This is a genomic window from Psychrobacter cibarius (assembly GCF_904845955.1).
GTDB lineage: Bacteria > Pseudomonadota > Gammaproteobacteria > Pseudomonadales > Moraxellaceae > Psychrobacter > Psychrobacter cibarius_B.
In genome coordinates this window covers 104,153-122,887 of record NZ_CAJGYX010000006.1, presented here as the reverse complement: position 1 = coordinate 122,887, position 18,735 = coordinate 104,153, and the positions used below count along the sequence as shown (strand labels likewise).

Sequence of the window (18,735 nt, the reverse complement as noted above, 5' to 3'; positions counted from 1 at the left end):
TAACTATTTGATGTGTTTTAACCGTATAGGATTTGCCAATGACCCTGTCACCCTCGTCGCCAAGCATTACCCCAGTCACCTTGCAGCAGCTGACTGAATCTAGTAGTAGCAATAACAGGCATGGTGTAGGTATAGAGCAGGCGTTGCAAAAACTATCGACTCAGACGACATTGATTGGGGCGGATTCAAAACCAATGAATTCGTTTCTTGATATTCCATTCCTGCAGTTTCGTTTAGACAGTCGTCAGCTAGAGCCGAACGATGTGTTTGTGTTATTAAAAAGCCACATACCAAACTGTCAAAAAAGTCGCGACTACCTCTATCAAGCCGCTGAAAATGCGGCTTTTATCCTATCAGAAATAGATCCTACGGCTTTGCTTAACACGACTAGTGTATCAAATCATGCCGATATCACTTTACCAAATGATAGTACTGCTAAAGCGCAGCGGCAATTAGCAGCACTGCCTTGCCCCACTTTATACGTGCCCAATATTCGTGATTTTTTAGGAACGCTCATTCAAGCACGTTTGCAATATCAGCAGCCCGTGACCTTGCCAACGGTGGTCGCAGTGACGGGCACCAATGGCAAAACGACTATCAGTCAATTGGTGGCGCAGTTGACGCAGCTGACAGGTATGAGCAGCGCAGTTATGGGCACGGCAGGTAATGGTAGGCTTGGTGCTTTGGTGCAAGCCAGCCATACCACGGGTGATGCCTTAGCGGTTCAGAAGTTTTTATATCAAATGGGGACAGAGAATGCTGAATTATTGGCATTGGAAGCCAGCTCACATGGTTTGGATCAGCAACGTTTACAAGGTATGCCAGTGTCAGTGGCGATTTATACCAATCTTAGCCGTGACCACTTAGATTATCATGCCGATATGACAGAGTATGCCGCAGCAAAAGCTAAACTGTTTGATAAAGCACATTTTCCAGATTTGACACACGCTATCATTAATATCGATGATGAACATGCCCAGATTATGCTCGACACCGCAGATGCCAGTGATTTAACGGTCTGGACGTACAGTTTAGAACCATCAAAATCTGCGACCTTTGTTGCGGCTGAAATCAAACCAAGCTTACAAGGTGTCGAGATTACGCTACGTACAGATTTAGGCGATGGCGAAGTTAATCATTTAGGTATCGTTAGTCCATTACTCGGGCGCTTTAATGTTGCCAATTTGCTTGCCGCAATGGCAGCTGCCGTCGCTTTAGGCATTAGCCTTGAGCGTATTGCCGCAGTGGTGCCGCAGCTACAAGGTGCGGTTGGACGTATGCAGCGTGTGCCGTCTAATGATGGCTGCTTTATCGTTGATTATGCCCATACGCCAGATGCCTTAAGCCAAGTGCTTGCCAGCCTAAAGACCCATTGTAAGGGTCAGCTGTGGGCAGTGTTTGGTTGTGGTGGCGACCGTGATGCGGGCAAACGTCCTTTGATGGCGCAAGCAGGCTTGGCAGGCGCGGATAAAGTCGTATTAACGGCAGACAATCCACGCACCGAAGATCCCAATATCATTTTGCAAGATATGCAAGCGGGCATGACGAGTGAGCAATATCAGCGTACCTATATTGAGCCTGCGCGCCAAGCAGCGATTGAGTATGCGGTCAATCAAGCAGCGGCTGATGATATCGTCGTAATCGCTGGCAAGGGTCATGAGACTTATCAAGAAATTAACCATGTTCGTTATGATTTCGACGACAGTGTTATTTTGCAAAACGCCTTAAAACAAGCAGGGCGTTTATAGCATTTATATGTAAATAATAGCGATTACAGTCAGTTTTTCATGCTATCTAAAAAGTATTAGGGTGTGTCCTCATTTTAAAGATGGTGATAAAAATGAGATAAATTGCCGTCAAACAAGGAAAGTAGCGCAAATAATATCGAGATATTAATAAGCTGGTTGACGATGTTTGGCAAAATTTAGCCATTTCTAGTCCATTTAGATAATAATCGATTGAATTGAGGACACGCCCTAGTCGTTAACTATAAAAAATAAATAAGTAGTCATCATATATATAAGGTAATCATTATGACAGCCGACAACGATAACAGCATTCAGTCGCAAGGGCTGTATGTTTGGCAAGCAGCCAATCTGCTCGCGGCAACCGCAGCACTCGATGGGCATTGGCAGCTGAGTGACGGGCAATCCGACTCAGAAAACACTTCAGTAGATGATGTAATGAGCACTCGTATCGCCACCGATACCCGTACGATAAAACCTGGTGATATATTTTTAGCGTTATCGGGTGATAATTTTGATGGTCACGATTATATCGATACTGCCATCGCGCAAGGTGCGGTTGCGGCTATCATCGCTCGCCCTATTGCTACGGCTGATACAAATAGCATTCCGCAGTTAGTGGTGAGCGATACCCGTTTAGCGCTAGGACAATTGGCTGCGTATCGTCGTCAACAGCATCAAAATTTAACCGTTATTGCTATTACTGGCTCTAGCGGCAAGACCACCTGTAAAGAGATGCTGGGTAGTATTTTTGGCAGACTAGCACCGACATTGATTACCCGTGGTAACCTAAATAATGACTTGGGTGTGCCGATGATGTTGCTCGAATTATCCGACCATCATCGCTATGCCATTCTAGAGCTTGGCGCAAACCATATTGGCGAAATTGCTTATACTACCGAGATTGTAAAGCCAGATGTCGCGTGTATCTTAAATATTGGCACGGCGCATTTGGGTGAGTTTGGCAGCCGTGAAGGGATTTGCCAAACCAAGGCTGAGATTTACCATACCTTGAATGACAGCCAATTTGCGATCGTTCCTGATAAAGATGATTTTACCAATCAATTACGCCGTATCGCTGAAAAGCATACGTCACACGTGATTGGTTTTGGTAATACTGATGTCAGTGCCAGCCATTTAGATGTCGAGCCTGAGCGCAGTGAATTTAAGCTGCATATCGGCAATCAAGTCCATGATATCAACTTGCCACTAGCGGGCGAGCACAATGTCAATAATGCTTTAGCCGCTGCTGCTTGTGCCCATGCACTAAATATCGATGTTAGTGATATTGTCGTCGGACTTGAAAATGCGCGTCCTGCTAAAGGGCGCTTGAACAGTCAATTACTGGGTATGCATCGCTTGATTGATGATACCTATAATGCCAATCCGCATTCGGTGCGAGCGGCAGCAAAAGTATTGGCGGCGCAAACGGGCACGCAAGTCATGGTGCTGGGCGATATCGCAGAACTGGGAGAGGCGGCGGTTAGCGAGCATCAAAGCTTGGGTCGTACCATTGCGACAACGGGCATCAATGTGCTGCTGTGTGTTGGTGAATACGCGCCTTTTACCGTGGCGGGTGCACAAGAGGTTTCTGACATCAATGCCCATGCGTTTACCGATAAAGACAGTTTATTGGCGTATTTGAAGCCGTATTTGCAAGCGCAGCAGGCGCAGCCTTGTACGGTGCTGTTTAAAGGTTCTCGTTCCATGCAAATGGAAACCCTTATCAATGCGCTAATCGAGGAGTAGGCGGTGTTAGTTTGGTTGTTTGGCTGGCTTGGCCAGTATTACACGCCGTTTTCTGCGGTTTCTTCGTTGACACTGCGAGCGTTACTCGCGGTCATTACCGCCCTCGCATTTAGCATGTTTTTTGGTGGGCGTGTCATTCGACGTCTGCGTGCACTGAAATATGGTCAAGCGATTCGCAATGATGGCCCGCAATCGCATTTGGCGAAAACTGGTACGCCGACCATGGGTGGGGTGCTGATTTTAAGTGCGATTGGCGTGTCCACCTTACTATGGGCACGTTTGAATAATCCGTACGTTTGGATTTTGCTCATTGTCATGATTATCTTTGGCGCGGTCGGCTGGGCAGATGATTGGCTAAAAATTAAGTATAAAGATCCCAAAGGCTTAATTGCTCGCAAGAAATATTTTTGGCTCTCTATGGGTGCTTTGTTCGTCGGTGTGTCTTTGTATTATATCGCCACCTTGCAGCCAGATATCGCGACCACGCATGAGATGCAGGATTTGCTGCTACCGATTTTCAAAGATTGGATGATTCCTTTTTCAGCAGTGCCGTTTGGTATTGGCTTTATTATCTTTACCTACTTTGTGATTAATGGTGCTTCTAACGCCGTCAACTTAACCGATGGCTTGGATGGTTTAGCTATTTTGCCCGTGGTCTTGGTCGCGGCAGGTTTGGGCGCGATGGCTTATGTATCAGGTGATGTACGCTTTGCTGATTACTTGCATGTGCCTTATATTGCCTATAACTCCGAGGTTCTCATTGTCTGTGGTTCGATGATTGGTGCAGGGCTTGGTTTTTTATGGTTCAACGCCCATCCAGCCCAAGTATTTATGGGCGATGTGGGGGCGCTTGCTCTCGGGGCGATGCTCGGTACGATCGCCGTTATGACCCGTCAAGAAATCGCTTTTGCTATTATGGGTGGTCTATTTGTCGCCGAAGCACTGTCGGTCATGCTACAGGTTGGCTCGTATAAGCTGCGTAAAAAGCGCGTCTTTCGAATGGCACCATTGCATCATCACTTTGAAGAAATTGGCTGGAAAGAGACGCAAGTGGTGGCAAGGTTTTGGATTATTGCCATTATTCTCGTCATCCTTGGGCTCATGACCTTAAAGCTGCGTTAACATAGCCATATCGCTCGAACATTAATATGAATATCATGTCCGCAAAAGCCATCTCACTTTAGTTGAGGTGGCTTTTTTTGTTGCTAACAGTTTGGTTGCTAATAATTTGTTCTTTGCATTTTCTTTCCTGCATTGTTTATCGCGCCTTTTATCACGCAGTAAGCCTGAATTTTGTTAAAATGGCAGCCATATTGCGATGACGTTGAGATACTTGTGAGCTTATTTATTTGTCCCCTTTGCCAATCACCATTACAGCCTGCCGCAGATACGTGGCGCTGCGATGGCAGCTTGCACCCAAAACACACGGCTCATCCATTTGATGTGGCACGTCAGGGTTATGTTAATTTATTGCCCGTGCAACAAAAAAAATCCAAAGCACCGGGCGATAGCCAGCAATCAATCGAGGCGCGCAAACGGTTTTTAAATGCCGGACATTATCAGTCATTACAGACGCTTATTTGCCAAAAAATGAGGGAATTGTTGGCGAAAAATGAGTCGGTCGCTGATTCAGTGGCTAATTCAGCAATTGAGCCAATAACTAAAAAGGATAGCAAGGCAATCAATTGGTTGGATATTGGCTGCGGTGAAGGATATTACACGCAGGCAATGGCACAGACGGGCATGGATACGCTCATCGCCGCAGATATCAGTAAACCGGCTGTGGTGGAGCTTGCAAAAGCCAGTAAGGTAGCAGGGCGTCTTTGGTATCAGCAAGTTAAAGACAGTGTTACTAATGCGACAGCCAAGTCGGCAGTCATCTATCCGCTTGTTACCAGCGCTGCCCATTTGCCGTTACGCGCGCATAGCATAAAGGGTATTAGCAGTATTTTTAGCCCTATCTTGCCAGACGCGTTCAATGATGTATTGGCTGCAGACGGTTATTTAATCATTGCCAAGCCAGATATCGGGCATCTAGCGACGATGCGCGAAGCGTTATTTGATAACGTCCGCGAGCATGATTCGGATAAGTTTTTGCATGAATTGGCTCCATACTTTACGATGATGGGTACGGAGCATGTCAGTACCGAGATGACGTTGTCAGCCGCTGATTTGGCTGATTTGATGACTATGACGCCTTATGCTTATCGCGCGCTTAATGAAAAAAGACAGGCGCTACTAGCAGCCGTCGAAACAGAATCCTTTACGACACAAGCTAAGTTTGTCGTTTATATTTTGCAGAAGACAGCAGCTGAATAGAATGGCTTAAGGTCATTAGCCCGTTTAGATATGATCAATTGAATTGAGGGCACGCCCTAATAATGGGTTACAAAACAGGCCCCATCGTGGCGACAATGTTATTCCAGATTTTATAAGATAACGGCCAGTTTTCAACTTGCTCACGAGTGACCTCTTCAGAATCAGCGATATACTGGTATTGTCGCTCAACGATGGCCGCTGTGAGCGTTTTATCGCTAAACACAATGTTGTTTTCATAGTTTAAATCAAAGCTACGCAAGTCTAAATTAGTCGAGCCAATCAGACTGATTTCGCCATCGATGGTCAAGGTTTTTGCGTGTAATAGACCGGGTTTATATTCGTAAATATTGACCCCCGCTTCAAGCAGCTGCCAGTAATAACTGTGACTGGTAGCAGCCACGACGATTGAGTCGTTATTCTTTGGGAAAATCATGGTTACCTGTACACCGCGATAAGCGGTCGCACACAAAATGCTAACGAGCGAATAATCAGGCACAAAATAAGGCGTTGAGATGATCAGGGTTCGTTTTGCCTGACCAATTAAGACACCTAAAAATTGTGGCGTGGTGCTGCGTCGTTGGGTAGGACCATCAGAAAAAACCTGTGCAGCAAAGCCTTTTGGCGGCAATGTGACTGGTAAAGGTGGCGGTGATGTTATTAGTAAAGGCTCCTCAGTTTCTGGCTGTGGGGATTTTTGTTGCTTTGGTTGTGGGTCAATAAAATAAGGAAAGCTGTCAAGCGGCGTATCAGGATTTTCAGTCAGCCAATCACTGGCAAACAACATCTGATTCTGTGCCACCACCGGTCCTTCGACCCGCAGCATAATGTCTACCCACGGCGCAAATTTTGGCTTTACACGAAACTCAGGATCAGCGCAGTTGCGACTGCCACAGTAACCGATTTTGCCATCAATAACCGTAATCTTGCGGTGATTTCGCAAGTCAATCCGGCTAAACATGAGTACCTTTAAAATATTACTAATTGGTAGGGCAACACTGACTTGTACGCCAGCTTCTATCATTTCCTGCCATATCTTTGAGCCGACCATTTTTCGTGAGCCCATACCGTCAACCATTGCTCGGCATATGACGCCGCGCCTTGCCGCTCGTATGAGCGCTTGAGCAGTATCGATTCCCATACCATCGATTAGCCAAATATAATACAGCACATGAATATGATCGGTCGCTGCATCAAAGTCGGCAATCATACGTTTGCGCGTCTCAGCCGCATCTGCCATCAGCTCTGCGTGATTGCCCACCGTTGTATGATAGCCAGTTGCATTGGCAGAGTAGGCAAAGGCCGCTTGGTATTCAGGTTTGATAGCCTCCGACAAAGCGATGTCATCACCAAGTACTTCGGGACTATATGCGCTTAATTTATCGATGATCTCTTTACGTTTGCGCGTAAAATCGCGTCCTAGATGCACCTCACCAAACATCCAATAAATTACAACCCCCAGATAAGGCAAAATGAACAATATCACGAGCCAAGCGAGCCGAGCGGGCGAGGTCAGATCATGGCGCGCAAGCACTCGCAAAGAGATCAGTATCAGTAGCATAAAATGAACAGTTAAAAAGATATCCAATAGCATAATGCGCTCCATCATTATTATTTTTATTTGCAGTATTTATTAGCGGTTCTTACTGATTATAACGCACTGTAAAATTACCACCGTTTTGATTGGTAAAAACAGCAATGCGGCAACGCTGGAGCTATGATACTTAGCAGTAAGCTTGTTCAAACTGGTGAAATATACACCTCCATCAATACTCTCCTAACAACCAGCCACTGACAAAGGCAAAATACTCGCGAAACCAAGCGTTATAACGAATGGATAAAGGTGTGGGACTGGCGACGGTGATCGGTTGTGTATAGCCCTGATGTCGCGCAATGCTGGCCGCGCGAATGCTATGAAAGTCACTGGTAACGATGGCGATAGGATCAGTGATAGATAGCCCTTTTGCTTCTAACAACGCTCGGCTGTTAGCGAGGTTTTCTTCCGTACTGGTACTTTTACCTTCTTGTAAAATGCGTTCGAATGGCACGCCATGTGCCTCATGCAAATATGTGGCCATGATATCGGCTTCGCTACGTGTACGCTGAAAACCAACGCCACCACTGGTTATCACCAAAGCATCTGGTTGTGTCTCGATAAGGGGCACAGCGGTGTCCAAGCGCTTGGCGAGCGTCGGTGTCGGCTTACCTGCAACCGTGCCAGAGCCTAATATAATAATCGCTGCCACTGTCGGTGCAGGCTGCTTGCTAAGCGCAATCTGCTGTTGTAATGACCAAATAAATAGAGCGAAGCTCAACAACCAAAGTATAAATACAGCCCATAACCCATACCAAAGGCGGTTAAAGCCATAATGTTGGCCGCAAAACCTGCGTATTGCATGCCAAAACATCCCATGTATGACAAAAACCATGCCGAGTAAAAAAGGTACAACCGAGCCGAAATTAACTTTACCGACGACCATCAATGCAGCGCAATCGATGATAAGTATGATGCCGATAACAGATAAGAGGCCACGAGTAACGGAAATTAAACCTTTAGACATAGTGAAAGACGCTTTTATTCAAGTGAATGGAATTTCTGATAGTGGCTTATAAAAGTAGGCGGTAATGAGCTATGTTTTAACCCATTATTAATCTATTTTTAACCTGTCTTTATAAAATATAGTGATTCTGGACATATTGAATGCACAGTTCATGAAACGCTTGTGCTGGCGGTGAAATCGTTTTATTTGCCAATTTAAAAATACCAATTTGTCTGTCTAAGGCAGGTTCAAGTAAGTCGAGCCATACCAATTCTGGCTCATTCGACGGAAAGGCGAGCTTGGGTAGGGTGGTTATGCCAAGATCATTGCGTAATAATGAAAATAAGGACGTAATATTCTCGACTGTGTAACGCGCATTGCGGTTGAGCACCTCGGCGGGTGTGTTTTCGAGCAGTCGACAAGTGCCATTATAAATAAAAGGCTGGGTCATCAGTTGTTGCCATTTAAGCCCTGCTTTTTGTTGGTTTCTTGACGGTTTTACTGGTTGATTTAACGAATTGCTTTTTAAGCAGACCACGCCAATCGGGTCAGATATGAGCAAGGTGAAATCTATATTTGATTGGTCGATACTGGTGCAGTTGCCCAATGCCAAATCGATTTCACCTGCCAATAAACGATTGGCCACACCGACAGAGTTATCATCTATTAGTACAATCTCGACATCAGGATATTTCTTGGAGTACTCAACCAACACGCTAGGCAAGAGTTTTGTCACCAGTGATGGCACGCTTGCAATCCTTATTTTGCCTTTATCGCCAGCGGCTGCTCCTTTTAAATCATCCTCTAGCGCTTGATAAACCGTCATAAACTGCTCAATTTTGGGTAAACAAGTCTCGCCAAAAGGCGTGAGTGTTGCTTTATTTCCTCCTTCAAATAAGCGCTGACCCAGTGTTTTTTCCAATTCCTTTATCGAGGCAGACAACGCCGCTTGCGAGCGATTGGCTCGATCCGCCGCCGCCCGAAAGCCGCCTTCCTCTACCACGCATAAAAAGTGACGTAATTGCTGTAATTTCATAGGCTTATTCTTCACCACTATTAATATATAAGATATCGTCTATGATAGATTAAATCTATCATATTCTAAATTTAATTAGTTAGATTTATCGTTAGTACTTGGGTAGGATAACTCTATAGCAATCGCTGCCCAATCATTGATCAAAGGATATGACGACATGACGACTCATTCAACCAAACAAGCCATCAAAACCTCACTTTATGCGTCTAAAGCCCCTCTAGAATGGGCGATCACTGGCAATGGTACGTTGTACACCGCGCAGATTCCTATCGATGAAAATGGTGATGTGGTTGCAGGTGGTATTGAAGCGCAAACCCGTCAAACGTTAGACAATCTCAAGCACACACTAGAATGTGCCAATGTTGGTATGGATTCGGTACTACAGGTCATGATCTATGTGACCGATCGCGACTATCTAAAAACGGTCAATCAAGTTTATGCTGAATACTTTGAAGCACCCTATCCAAATCGGGCAGCGCTCGTGATAGCAGGACTGGCTCGTGAAGAAATGCTGGTTGAGCTGGTCGTATATGCCGCTGTGCCTTAAAACTAATTTTAATATTCCATCTTTTAATACTTTATCAAGGAAGCTCTTATGTCAGCACACACTGCCCAACAGATATTGCAGCAAGACCCAACCAAATCACTTTATATCAATGGTGAATGGCAGGCGGGCGTAAATACCGTTGCCAATATTAACCCATCTGATATCACTGACACTATCGGTGAGTTCGCACAAGCCAGTGGCGATCAAGTCAAAGAGGCAATAGCGGCGGCGCGTCACGCTCAGCCAAAATGGGAAGCGACTCCTTTAGAAAAAAAGCAGTCTATCCTACAAGCGATTGGCGATGAAATGATTGCTCGCTGTGATGAGCTAGGTACGCTGTTGTCTCTTGAAGAAGGCAAGCCGTTTGCGGAAGGTCGCGGCGAGATTTACCGCGCAGGTCAGTTCTTTCATTATTATGCCGCCGAAGTGTTGCGTCAAATGGGCGACCTTGCCGACTCTGTACGTCCGGGTGTGAAAGTTGAGGTCACCCGCGAAGCTGTCGGTGTGGTCGCGATTATTTCACCTTGGAACTTCCCAACCGCCACTGCTGTGTGGAAAATCGCCCCAGCCTTAGCCTTTGGCAATAGCGTCATTTGGAAGCCTGCGAATTTAACCCCTGCCAGCGCGGTTGCATTGGCCGAAATTATTCACCGTCAAGGCATGCCTGAAGGTACATTTAACTTGCTATTAGGTGGCGGCTCTAGCGTTGGTGATGCGCTTATTAATTCTACAGATATCGATGCGGTTAGCTTTACGGGTTCTGTGCCAACAGGTCGCAAGGTCGCTGCTGCGACGGCACCGAACTTTATTCGTTGTCAGCTTGAGATGGGCAGCAAAAATGCCTTGGTTATCGCTGACGATGCCGATTTGCAAGTTGCTATTGATGCGGCGGTGGCTGGTGCGTTTGGTGGTTCGGGACAAAAATGTACCGCTTCTTCGCGACTCATCGTAATGGATAGTATTCATGATGCCTTCGTCGAAGGTGTGGTCGCAAAAATGAAAACTTTAAAGGTCGGTCATGCGCTTGATGACGGTATCTTTATGGGTCCTGTTGTCGATGACAAGCAGCTGGCGTCAAACATGGACTGGATCGAAAAGGCCAAGCAATCAGGTGCAAATTTAGCCTTTGGTGGTGAGCGTTTAGAGATGCCGCATGACGGCTACTATATGTCGCCTACGTTATTTACCGAGACGGACAACAGCTGGGATATCAACCAAGAAGAAGTGTTTGCACCGCTCGCTTGTGTCATGCGCGTCAAGAATTTAGAAGAAGCGATTGCGATGACCAATGATACGCGCTTTGGTTTGACAGGCGGCATCATTACGCAAAGCTTGCGTAGCAGCGCGATATTTAAAGAGCAAGTACAAGCTGGCTGCGTGATGGTCAATCTAGCGACTGCGGGTACCGATTACCATGTGCCGTTTGGTGGTCGTAAAGAGTCGAGCTTTGGCCCGCGTGAGCAAGGTCAATACGCTAAAGAGTTTTATACCATCGTCAAGACTGCTTATCAAAAAGCGTATTGATTTTTAGTAAAGGGTAGCTTTTGTAGGCTGGGTTTTTAACCCAGCATCGTAATTTTGCAAAGTCTTAAGCTGGGTTAAAAACCCAGCCTATGCCAAAATTTACTTAGAAAACAGCCGACACTATTTGTAAAAGCATAAAAAGGGAATTGATATGTACCAAAATCATATCGTCATCGACGGATTACAGTATAGCCATTGGGATCGCGACTACTTCAAGATGCTAAAAGATAGTGGTATCAATGCAGTACACGCAACCTTGGTCTATCACGAAGATGCGCGTCAGACCATGACACGTTTCGCTGAATGGCACGCACGTTTTGAGCAAAATGCTGATTTGATTTTACCCGTGTACTCGGTTGCTGATATCAAAACGGCAAAAGAGCAGGGTAAAGTCGGTATCTTTTTTGGGGCACAAAACTGCTCACCAATTGATGACGAAATTGGCCTGATTAGCGTCATGCGCCGCTTGGGTTTATTAATTATGCAACTGACTTATAACAACCAAAGCTTACTAGCGACTGGCTGTTATGAGCAGAACGATAGCGGTATTACGCGTTTTGGTCAGCAAGCCATCGCTGAGATGAATCGCGTCGGTATGATTATCGATATGTCGCACAGCGCTGAGCAATCAACGCTTGAGGCGATAGAAGTCTCCTCGCGTCCGATATGTATCAGCCATGCCAATCCAACGACTGCGCACGATGCCCTGCGTAATAAATCAGATACGGTCATTAGCGCCTTAACCAAAGCGGGCGGGCTGTTAGGTTTTAGCTTATATCCGTTTCATTTGCCGAATGGTAGTGATTGTACGCTTGATGACTTCTGCACCATGATTGCCAATTGCGCTGATAAATACGGTGTCGAGCATTTATCCATTGGTAGTGACTTGTGTCTCAATCAACCCCAAGCCGTGCTTGAGTGGATGCGTAATGGGCGCTGGTCAAAAGCGATGGACTATGGTGAAGGCAATGCCAATAATTCAGGTTGGCCAGATACCTTGCCGTGGTTCGCTGGCAAGGAGGGTATGGAAAACATCTATAACGGTTTGCTAAAACATGGCTTTAATGAGATTGACGCTGGAAAAGTCATCGGTCAAAACTGGTTTGATTTCCTTGGAAATGGCATAAGGCCTTTAGCATAAAGGATAATTCTAGCAAGTTATCGCTAAAAATCGCTATAGGACGACAGACGTTTTATAGCGCATACCCATTTGAAATAGATAGCTTTGAAGTAAATGCCTTTGAAATCAATAATATAGTGAGGTTATCTGGTTATATCCTCATTGCGATACCTCTGATTTAAAACGCAACATTAGCCTTAGCATATGGAGCCACATCATGGCCGATTTAAAGGGACTTAACCAAGGTGAGCAAGGATGCTCAAACGCTGCCAATAGCACAGCGGATAAGGTCAGCACTGTACCAGCTGCTGCCGATATTGATGCGTTGGGGCTAAAAAACCCGGCCTTTCGGTATAGTGGCGGGTTTATTACGATTTTTGTGCTCATGGCGATTTTTGCAGAAGCACAGTTAGCAACGATCGTGGATGTTGGTTTTAAATGGTCGGCCAATATCTTTGGCCCTTTTTGGCAAATTCTGCTTCTCGCTACTTTCGTCATCGCTTTAGCGGTTGGTGCAGGTCGCACGGGTCGTGTGATTTTGGGCAACTTACCAAAGCCTGAAATGGACAATTTCAAGTGGATGGCCATCCTATTTTGTACATTGTTGGCTGGCGGTGGGGTTTTTTGGGCGGCGGCAGAACCTATTGCTCATTTTGTGTCAGCGCCTCCTTTATACGGTGAGTCACCAGACTTGCAACAACGAGCATTTAACGCCTTATCACAATCTTTTATGCATTGGGGATTTTTGGCGTGGTCGATTGTCGGTAGTTTGACCGCGATTGTGGTCATGCATTTGCATTATGACAAAGGCTTGCCGCTGAAACCTCGCACACTTCTTTATCCTATGTTTGGTGAGCGCGTACTTACTGGTCAAACGGGCGCGATTATCGATGCTTGTTGTATCGTCGCCGTTGCCGCTGGTACGATTGGTCCTATCGGTTTTCTGGGTCTACAGACCAGCTATGCCCTCAATACCTTGTTTGGTATTCCTGATACTTTTGCCACCCAACTTATCATTATCATATTCGCGATTGCGCTTTATACCTTATCAGCGATCAGTGGTCTTGCTCGAGGCATGCAATTGCTCAGCCGCTTTAATGTCATCTTGGCAGTTGCGCTGATGGTCTTTATTTTGATATTTGGGCCGACCAATTTTATCGTCAATGGTTATATTCAAGGTGTCGGCACGATGGTCGATAACTTTATTCCGATGGCCACTTTTCGCGGTGATGAAGGCTGGCTTGGCGGTTGGACCGTGTTCTTTTGGGGTTGGTTTTTGGGTTATGGCCCGATGATGGCCATCTTTATCGCTCGTATTTCACGTGGTCGTACCATTCGTCAATTGATTACCACCGTATGTATTATTGCGCCGCTCGTTACCTGCTTTTGGTTCACCGTCGTTGGTGGTTCGGGTCTGGCGTTTGAGATTGCCAATCCGGGCAGTGTCAGTAGCGCCTTTGAGGGCTTTAACTTACCTGGTGCACTATTAGCCGTTACCCAGCAATTACCCTTTCCTTTAATTACCTCGATATTATTTCTAATTTTAACCACCGTTTTTATCGTCACGACAGGCGATTCGATGACCTATACCATCAGCGTCGTCATCAGTGGCGAGCGTGAGCCAAACGCCATGATTCGTACCTTTTGGGGCATCATGATGGGTGTAACAGCGATTGTTTTAATCTCGCTTGGTTCAGGGGGCGTGACCGCATTACAGTCCTTTATCGTGATTACCGCTGTGCCAGTCTCTTTTATCCTGCTGCCATCGCTATGGAACGGACCACAAATTGCCCAGCAAATGGCGCGAGAGCAAGATTTGTATCGACCTAATCAGGTAGAGGTAAGACATAAAATCAGCGAAGAAAAACGTGCTAAGGAAAAGCTTACTCAAAAAACTGATTGATCACCAAACGGTCAAGGTCAAAACAACGATCCTCAAAACGGCTGAATATTTATTTACCAATAGATATCATCATTGAGATTATTAACAAAGCTGCTGGCTCAGTATATTAGGTAAGGTAGTGAAATTATGAATATGATTCATGCAAATAATGAAAGCATTAACGTCAAGCCGCCCCAACTTACCACTGAATTTCGTACTCGTGACGTGATTATGAATGCAGAAAGGTTGGGCGCGATGCACCAAACTCGCATTAGCTTTGTGCGCACGTTACTGCGTAAGATTGATAGAGAGCAATGGACGCTCAGTACCCATTTGTGGGGTTTGGATGAGCAAGGCTATGGCACGGTTATTTATCGCCTCAATACCCCAGAGCATCTGTATCATCTGGTGGTTTTTTGTAATGAGCTGGCTGATGAAGAGCGTAATGATAGGGTGATTGCCCAAAAATGGGATGTGACCTTTGGTCTGGTCTTTGGTGAGATAAGTGAAGAGTTACTGGATAATCTACAAGCCAACGTACCGCTGCAAGAAGCAGGTCGCAACTCTAATATGGTGATGGTGCTGGCACGAGCAAATAAAAGCGTACGGGTCTTTGATCATATCGTTAGCTCACTCGCCATTGGTCAGCAACCAGATTTAGATATACTTGCGCAAGTGGGTTATATATTGCGCACTACTGCCGTCTATGGCAATGGTAAGTTTGGTATTTATGACTTTAAACCGTTAGATCACAGTGCAGATTTTGATCAATCCTTTCGAGCGCAGATGTGTGCCGTGTATTTGCTGCGTGAGTTTAGCTTAGATTGGGTCGATTATTTGGCAAAGCAAAAAGGGGGTGATAATGCCATTTCGCTACATCCAGAGATTAAGCGTTACTTGGGAGTTGGTAACGCCACCGGTCTGGGCATGGCACCGTATCTAATCAACCATCCTTGTGTCGTCGATCAATGGCTAACTACCCGTGAAGAAGCGTTGCAAGTGACACTGATCTACCAGATTGAACCCAAAAAAACCGTATATTTTGCCAGTTTAATCAAACGTGCTATTCAGCATTTTAGCGAGATTGTTACCATCAATGAGTCGCAAATCAAACTCAATGAAGCGGTCGTTGCAGAATTAGCCGTATTACAAAATAATTTGATGGCAACCATTAATCACTACAGTACATGGGCGGAGTTCTTACAAGCTCACCATCATCTAAGCCTTGAGAGCCAAGAAGTGATTATCTCTTGCTTGATGGAGCTTTATCCTGAGCGTGTCGATGCGTTTCAAGAAAAAATAAATGCCGATGAAACGCTGTCGCTACCGAAAGGCAAGGTGATCCAAGATTTAATCGATGTATTAGAGCGATATTATCAGTGGGCGATTAATATTGATTTTAGCCAGCCCGATAATAGCCATTGGTTTTGGTATCGTTCGGTGGATAAAGAAGAGCCAAGGATGGGCGTGCGCGGGCAAGAACCGGGTGCTGATCGTGAGCTTGCATTAGACATCGCACGGCAAGCAAATAAGCTGTATCTCGCGTTGAAACCCACCGATCCAAAGCAGCTCATTTCAGAGTTCATCTTAAATCAGCCAAAATATCGCTCGATTGCGCGCCGCGTTTGGACGATAGGACATAAGCCACTGGGCGATATTCAGATGAATGTCTTGCATAAAACCGCATTACCCATGCACCTGTTACGGTGTAAATTATCGATGTTTGGTGCCACCAAGTTCGATCCCAGATCAGATCGCTGGGTGCGGATCACCTTGTTTCAAGGTGCGCCTTTGTTTGCAGAAGTGCATAGTGATGAATGGCTGTTTCCTTTATTACCCGATTTATCGAAAGAGCAGGGAGGTTTGACTCATGATCGTATCGCATAATGAAATCGTGACGATAGTACACAAAGCCTTTACTGGGATGCACCGTGAAGTAGGCGAAGCGGATGTGATTGCTACTATGGTCGCTGAGTTACAGATGGCGGGCTTGGACGGTATCAGACACTTTAACAATGCCAGTCCGTATATCTTAACTGAGCACGATACGCCAATCGATATCGTCCATCAACAAGACGGCGCTATTCGTTTAGATTTGCATGGTAGCAGCTTGGCTTGTCACTTGCCGACTATCATCGATTATGCGCTTGAAAAAATGGGTGATTTGGCGCATTTTCATATTTATTTACAGAACTGTCATAACCGCTGGTTGGCTTATAGCGAGCTGGTGGGGCTGGCTGCCAAAGGCTTTGCTTGTCTGGCTAAATGGGACAATGGCTCTGTGCCCAAGCATACATTATTTACGTTAAATCAAGGTTTTGTGTATCCTGATTTATACTTTTTTGACCAAGCACAAGCCAATTATAATACCAATGATATGATTATTGAAATTGCGACCCAAAATTTTGATATTGAACAGGACATACAGCATTTCAATCATAAAATATCGACAGATGAGCTATTTGAAACCCATCAGCGCGCATGGAAAGAAGGCATCTATGTCGACGATGAGCAGTGGGCGATACTCAAAAAAACGGCTGCGGCGATGTTGGTAGAAAATAGCGAAACATCAAGTAAAAGTGCGGGAGGGGCGTAAGCGAGAGGAATGTAATAAATAAAAGGTTACAAAATGACATAGGCAAATAGATTAAGCCAAAAAGAGGTTTATAATTAAAAATTTCAGAAAGTATTTTGGATTAAAAGGTATTTCGGAGTTGTTTGAACAGATGGGAAAAGCTAGAGGCTTTGATTAAGCAGAATAAGATTGGCGGTGAAGGAGGGATTCGAACCCTCGATACGCTATTAACGCATACACACTTTCCAGGCGTGCGGTTTCAGCCACTCACCCACTTCACCGTTTTTAGACGGCTTAGTATAGCGGATACTGTCTAGAATGTCACGACTTGCACCTTATCTTTCTTTATTTACAAACGCCTGCTACGATAGCGTATACGTAATGACAAGTATAGATGGTTGAAAGTTGAATGATAAGTTTCGGTAGGCTCAATGCCCGTTTGAAAAACAGTATTACAATGACCGTGATGGCGGTGGTCGTAAGCATAACTTCAGCGCATGCTGATGACTTTACTCAGTGTAGCGAGTCTTTTTATGGCGGTGTCTATCCTGAGTTTATTAATACCAAGCTAAGCAACAAAACCCAAGCTTTATGCATGGATGGTTTTGCCGTTATGTATTCTGGCGTATCGCGTACACCGCTTTGGTCGGCAGAATATTTGGATCGCAAGCGTTTACAACAAGCAAAAGAAATCGATCGTGAAGACAGCTTTCATGAAGAAAGTAGGTTACCAAAATCCGCACGTGCTTCATTGTCCGACTATTCAGGCTCTGGCCATGATCGCGGGCATTTAGCGCCCAATGCCGATATGGCGAATCGCAGTCAACAATATGATAGCTTTAGTCTTGCCAATATCGCCCCGCAGTCACCGCGCAACAATCGCTATATCTGGCGTAATATTGAATCAGCCACTCGCTATTTGACCCAGCAATATGGAGAGGTTTATAGCATTACTGGAGTAGCCTTTACTGGAAAAACAACCAAGCAATTGGCAGATCGTGTACTGGTGCCCAGCCATTTTTTTAAAGCCGTCTACATACCAGCGATTAATCAAGCAGGGGTCTATTATGCACCCAATGATGAGTCAGAACGCATAGAGGTTATTAGTGTTGATGAACTCTCGACCAGAATTGGTATCGATGTGCTGCCCGTCTTGGATGCCAAAACCAAAACACAGGCATTTGATCTGCCATTAAAGGCGGGTGAAAGCTCCGAGTTGCCCGATGAGCCAACAGAAGAGCCGGCCTGGATGCTGTTTGTTTGGGCGATTCTTGAGTGGGTAATCGTCCAATTGCAAGCATAATGCCTTTATGACACAAGTCTATATATAATAAAAGGCACAAAAAATCCAAAAATTACGCAAGGTACTAATAAAAAGGAGAATCAAATGATTGATCCATTTGCCAATGACCACCAAAGCATGCAAATTGGTGAGCTTATCATCGAAAACCAAACAGATAAAATTATTATATATGGCGATATTGATTTGACTCTTGATGCTACTGGATATGAGCAAGCGCAACAGTTACATGAACTAACAAGCAAGATTCTTCAGGCGTTTGAAAATAATTCTATTTACAATAATAGTCAGCATAAGTCAAAAGAAAAAGATGACCGGTTGGATAAAAATATCGACAATCCTTTTTTATAACTATTTGATATAGTTCAATTTTTATAGAAATAATAAACTATAAAAAAATT

The 18,735-nt window shown here is 45.1% G+C and carries 15 protein-coding genes and 1 tRNA gene; 12 read left to right on the top strand and 4 right to left on the bottom strand.

From position 1 onward, the window contains the following. The first annotated feature begins 38 nt into the window (after positions 1-38). From JMV76_RS12145 to JMV76_RS12130, 4 genes are all read left to right on the top strand, one after another. The gene (locus JMV76_RS12145) at positions 39-1,748 is read left to right on the top strand and encodes a UDP-N-acetylmuramoyl-L-alanyl-D-glutamate--2,6-diaminopimelate ligase (RefSeq protein ID WP_201502865.1); all 1,710 of its coding nucleotides are present in this window, start codon (positions 39-41) and stop codon (positions 1,746-1,748) included. 285 nt (positions 1,749-2,033) lie between these two features. Beyond that, complete coding sequence (locus tag JMV76_RS12140) at positions 2,034-3,494, top strand: UDP-N-acetylmuramoyl-tripeptide--D-alanyl-D-alanine ligase (protein WP_201502864.1); 1,461 nt, start codon at positions 2,034-2,036, stop codon at positions 3,492-3,494. 3 nt (positions 3,495-3,497) lie between these two features. After that, the gene (mraY, locus tag JMV76_RS12135) at positions 3,498-4,616 is read left to right on the top strand and encodes a phospho-N-acetylmuramoyl-pentapeptide-transferase (RefSeq protein ID WP_060492004.1); all 1,119 of its coding nucleotides are present in this window, start codon (positions 3,498-3,500) and stop codon (positions 4,614-4,616) included. A gap of 213 nt (positions 4,617-4,829) precedes the next feature. Then, entirely contained in the window at positions 4,830-5,813 is a 984-nt protein-coding gene (locus tag JMV76_RS12130) for a putative RNA methyltransferase (protein WP_307783673.1), read from the top strand. A 67-nt stretch (positions 5,814-5,880) separates the two neighbouring features. Here JMV76_RS12130 and JMV76_RS12125 read toward each other — a convergent pair whose 3' ends face one another. From JMV76_RS12125 to JMV76_RS12115, 3 genes are all read right to left on the bottom strand, one after another. Then, positions 5,881-7,404, bottom strand: coding sequence for a phospholipase D-like domain-containing protein (locus tag JMV76_RS12125; RefSeq protein WP_201502863.1), 1,524 nt, complete (start codon positions 7,402-7,404; stop codon positions 5,881-5,883). A gap of 172 nt (positions 7,405-7,576) precedes the next feature. After that, on the bottom strand, positions 7,577-8,371 hold the full coding sequence (locus JMV76_RS12120; RefSeq protein ID WP_201502862.1) for a YdcF family protein: 795 nt from the start codon (positions 8,369-8,371) through the stop codon (positions 7,577-7,579). 109 nt (positions 8,372-8,480) lie between these two features. Further along, positions 8,481-9,386, bottom strand: coding sequence for a LysR family transcriptional regulator (locus JMV76_RS12115; protein WP_201502861.1), 906 nt, complete (start codon positions 9,384-9,386; stop codon positions 8,481-8,483). A gap of 157 nt (positions 9,387-9,543) precedes the next feature. On the opposite strand from JMV76_RS12115, the gene JMV76_RS12110 reads away from it, so the two are divergent. The 6 genes from JMV76_RS12110 to JMV76_RS12085 all read left to right on the top strand — a co-directional run bounded on the left by JMV76_RS12110 (position 9,544) and on the right by JMV76_RS12085 (position 17,055). Next, positions 9,544-9,933: a RidA family protein gene (locus tag JMV76_RS12110; RefSeq protein ID WP_201502860.1), complete on the top strand. Its 390-nt coding sequence runs from the start codon at positions 9,544-9,546 to the stop codon at positions 9,931-9,933. A gap of 48 nt (positions 9,934-9,981) precedes the next feature. Continuing rightward, complete coding sequence (locus tag JMV76_RS12105) at positions 9,982-11,457, top strand: aldehyde dehydrogenase family protein (protein WP_201502859.1); 1,476 nt, start codon at positions 9,982-9,984, stop codon at positions 11,455-11,457. Positions 11,458-11,608: 151 nt separating this feature from the next. After that, positions 11,609-12,598, top strand: a complete 990-nt coding sequence (locus JMV76_RS12100) for a membrane dipeptidase (RefSeq protein ID WP_201502858.1) — start codon at positions 11,609-11,611, stop codon at positions 12,596-12,598. 196 nt (positions 12,599-12,794) lie between these two features. Then, positions 12,795-14,480 carry a BCCT family transporter gene (locus JMV76_RS12095; RefSeq protein ID WP_201502857.1) on the top strand — a complete coding sequence of 562 codons (1,686 nt, stop codon included), beginning with the start codon at positions 12,795-12,797 and terminating at the stop codon, positions 14,478-14,480. A gap of 126 nt (positions 14,481-14,606) precedes the next feature. Continuing rightward, the gene (locus JMV76_RS12090; protein ID WP_265090304.1) at positions 14,607-16,346 is read left to right on the top strand and encodes a hypothetical protein; all 1,740 of its coding nucleotides are present in this window, start codon (positions 14,607-14,609) and stop codon (positions 16,344-16,346) included. Further along, the gene (locus tag JMV76_RS12085) at positions 16,330-17,055 is read left to right on the top strand and encodes a DUF3726 domain-containing protein (RefSeq protein WP_201502856.1); all 726 of its coding nucleotides are present in this window, start codon (positions 16,330-16,332) and stop codon (positions 17,053-17,055) included. The genes JMV76_RS12090 and JMV76_RS12085 overlap by 17 nt, the downstream gene beginning before the upstream one ends. 169 nt (positions 17,056-17,224) lie before the next feature. On the opposite strand, the gene JMV76_RS12080 is transcribed toward JMV76_RS12085, so the two are convergent. Further along, positions 17,225-17,315: transfer RNA gene (locus JMV76_RS12080), tRNA-Ser, on the bottom strand. Positions 17,316-17,443: 128 nt separating this feature from the next. On the opposite strand from JMV76_RS12080, the gene JMV76_RS12075 reads away from it, so the two are divergent. Together JMV76_RS12075 and JMV76_RS12070 are read left to right on the top strand one after the other, a co-directional pair. Then, on the top strand, positions 17,444-18,337 hold the full coding sequence (locus JMV76_RS12075) for a DNA/RNA non-specific endonuclease (RefSeq protein WP_227690363.1): 894 nt from the start codon (positions 17,444-17,446) through the stop codon (positions 18,335-18,337). 84 nt (positions 18,338-18,421) lie between these two features. Further along, the gene (locus tag JMV76_RS12070; RefSeq protein ID WP_201502855.1) at positions 18,422-18,685 is read left to right on the top strand and encodes a hypothetical protein; all 264 of its coding nucleotides are present in this window, start codon (positions 18,422-18,424) and stop codon (positions 18,683-18,685) included. Positions 18,686-18,735 lie beyond the last annotated feature (50 nt).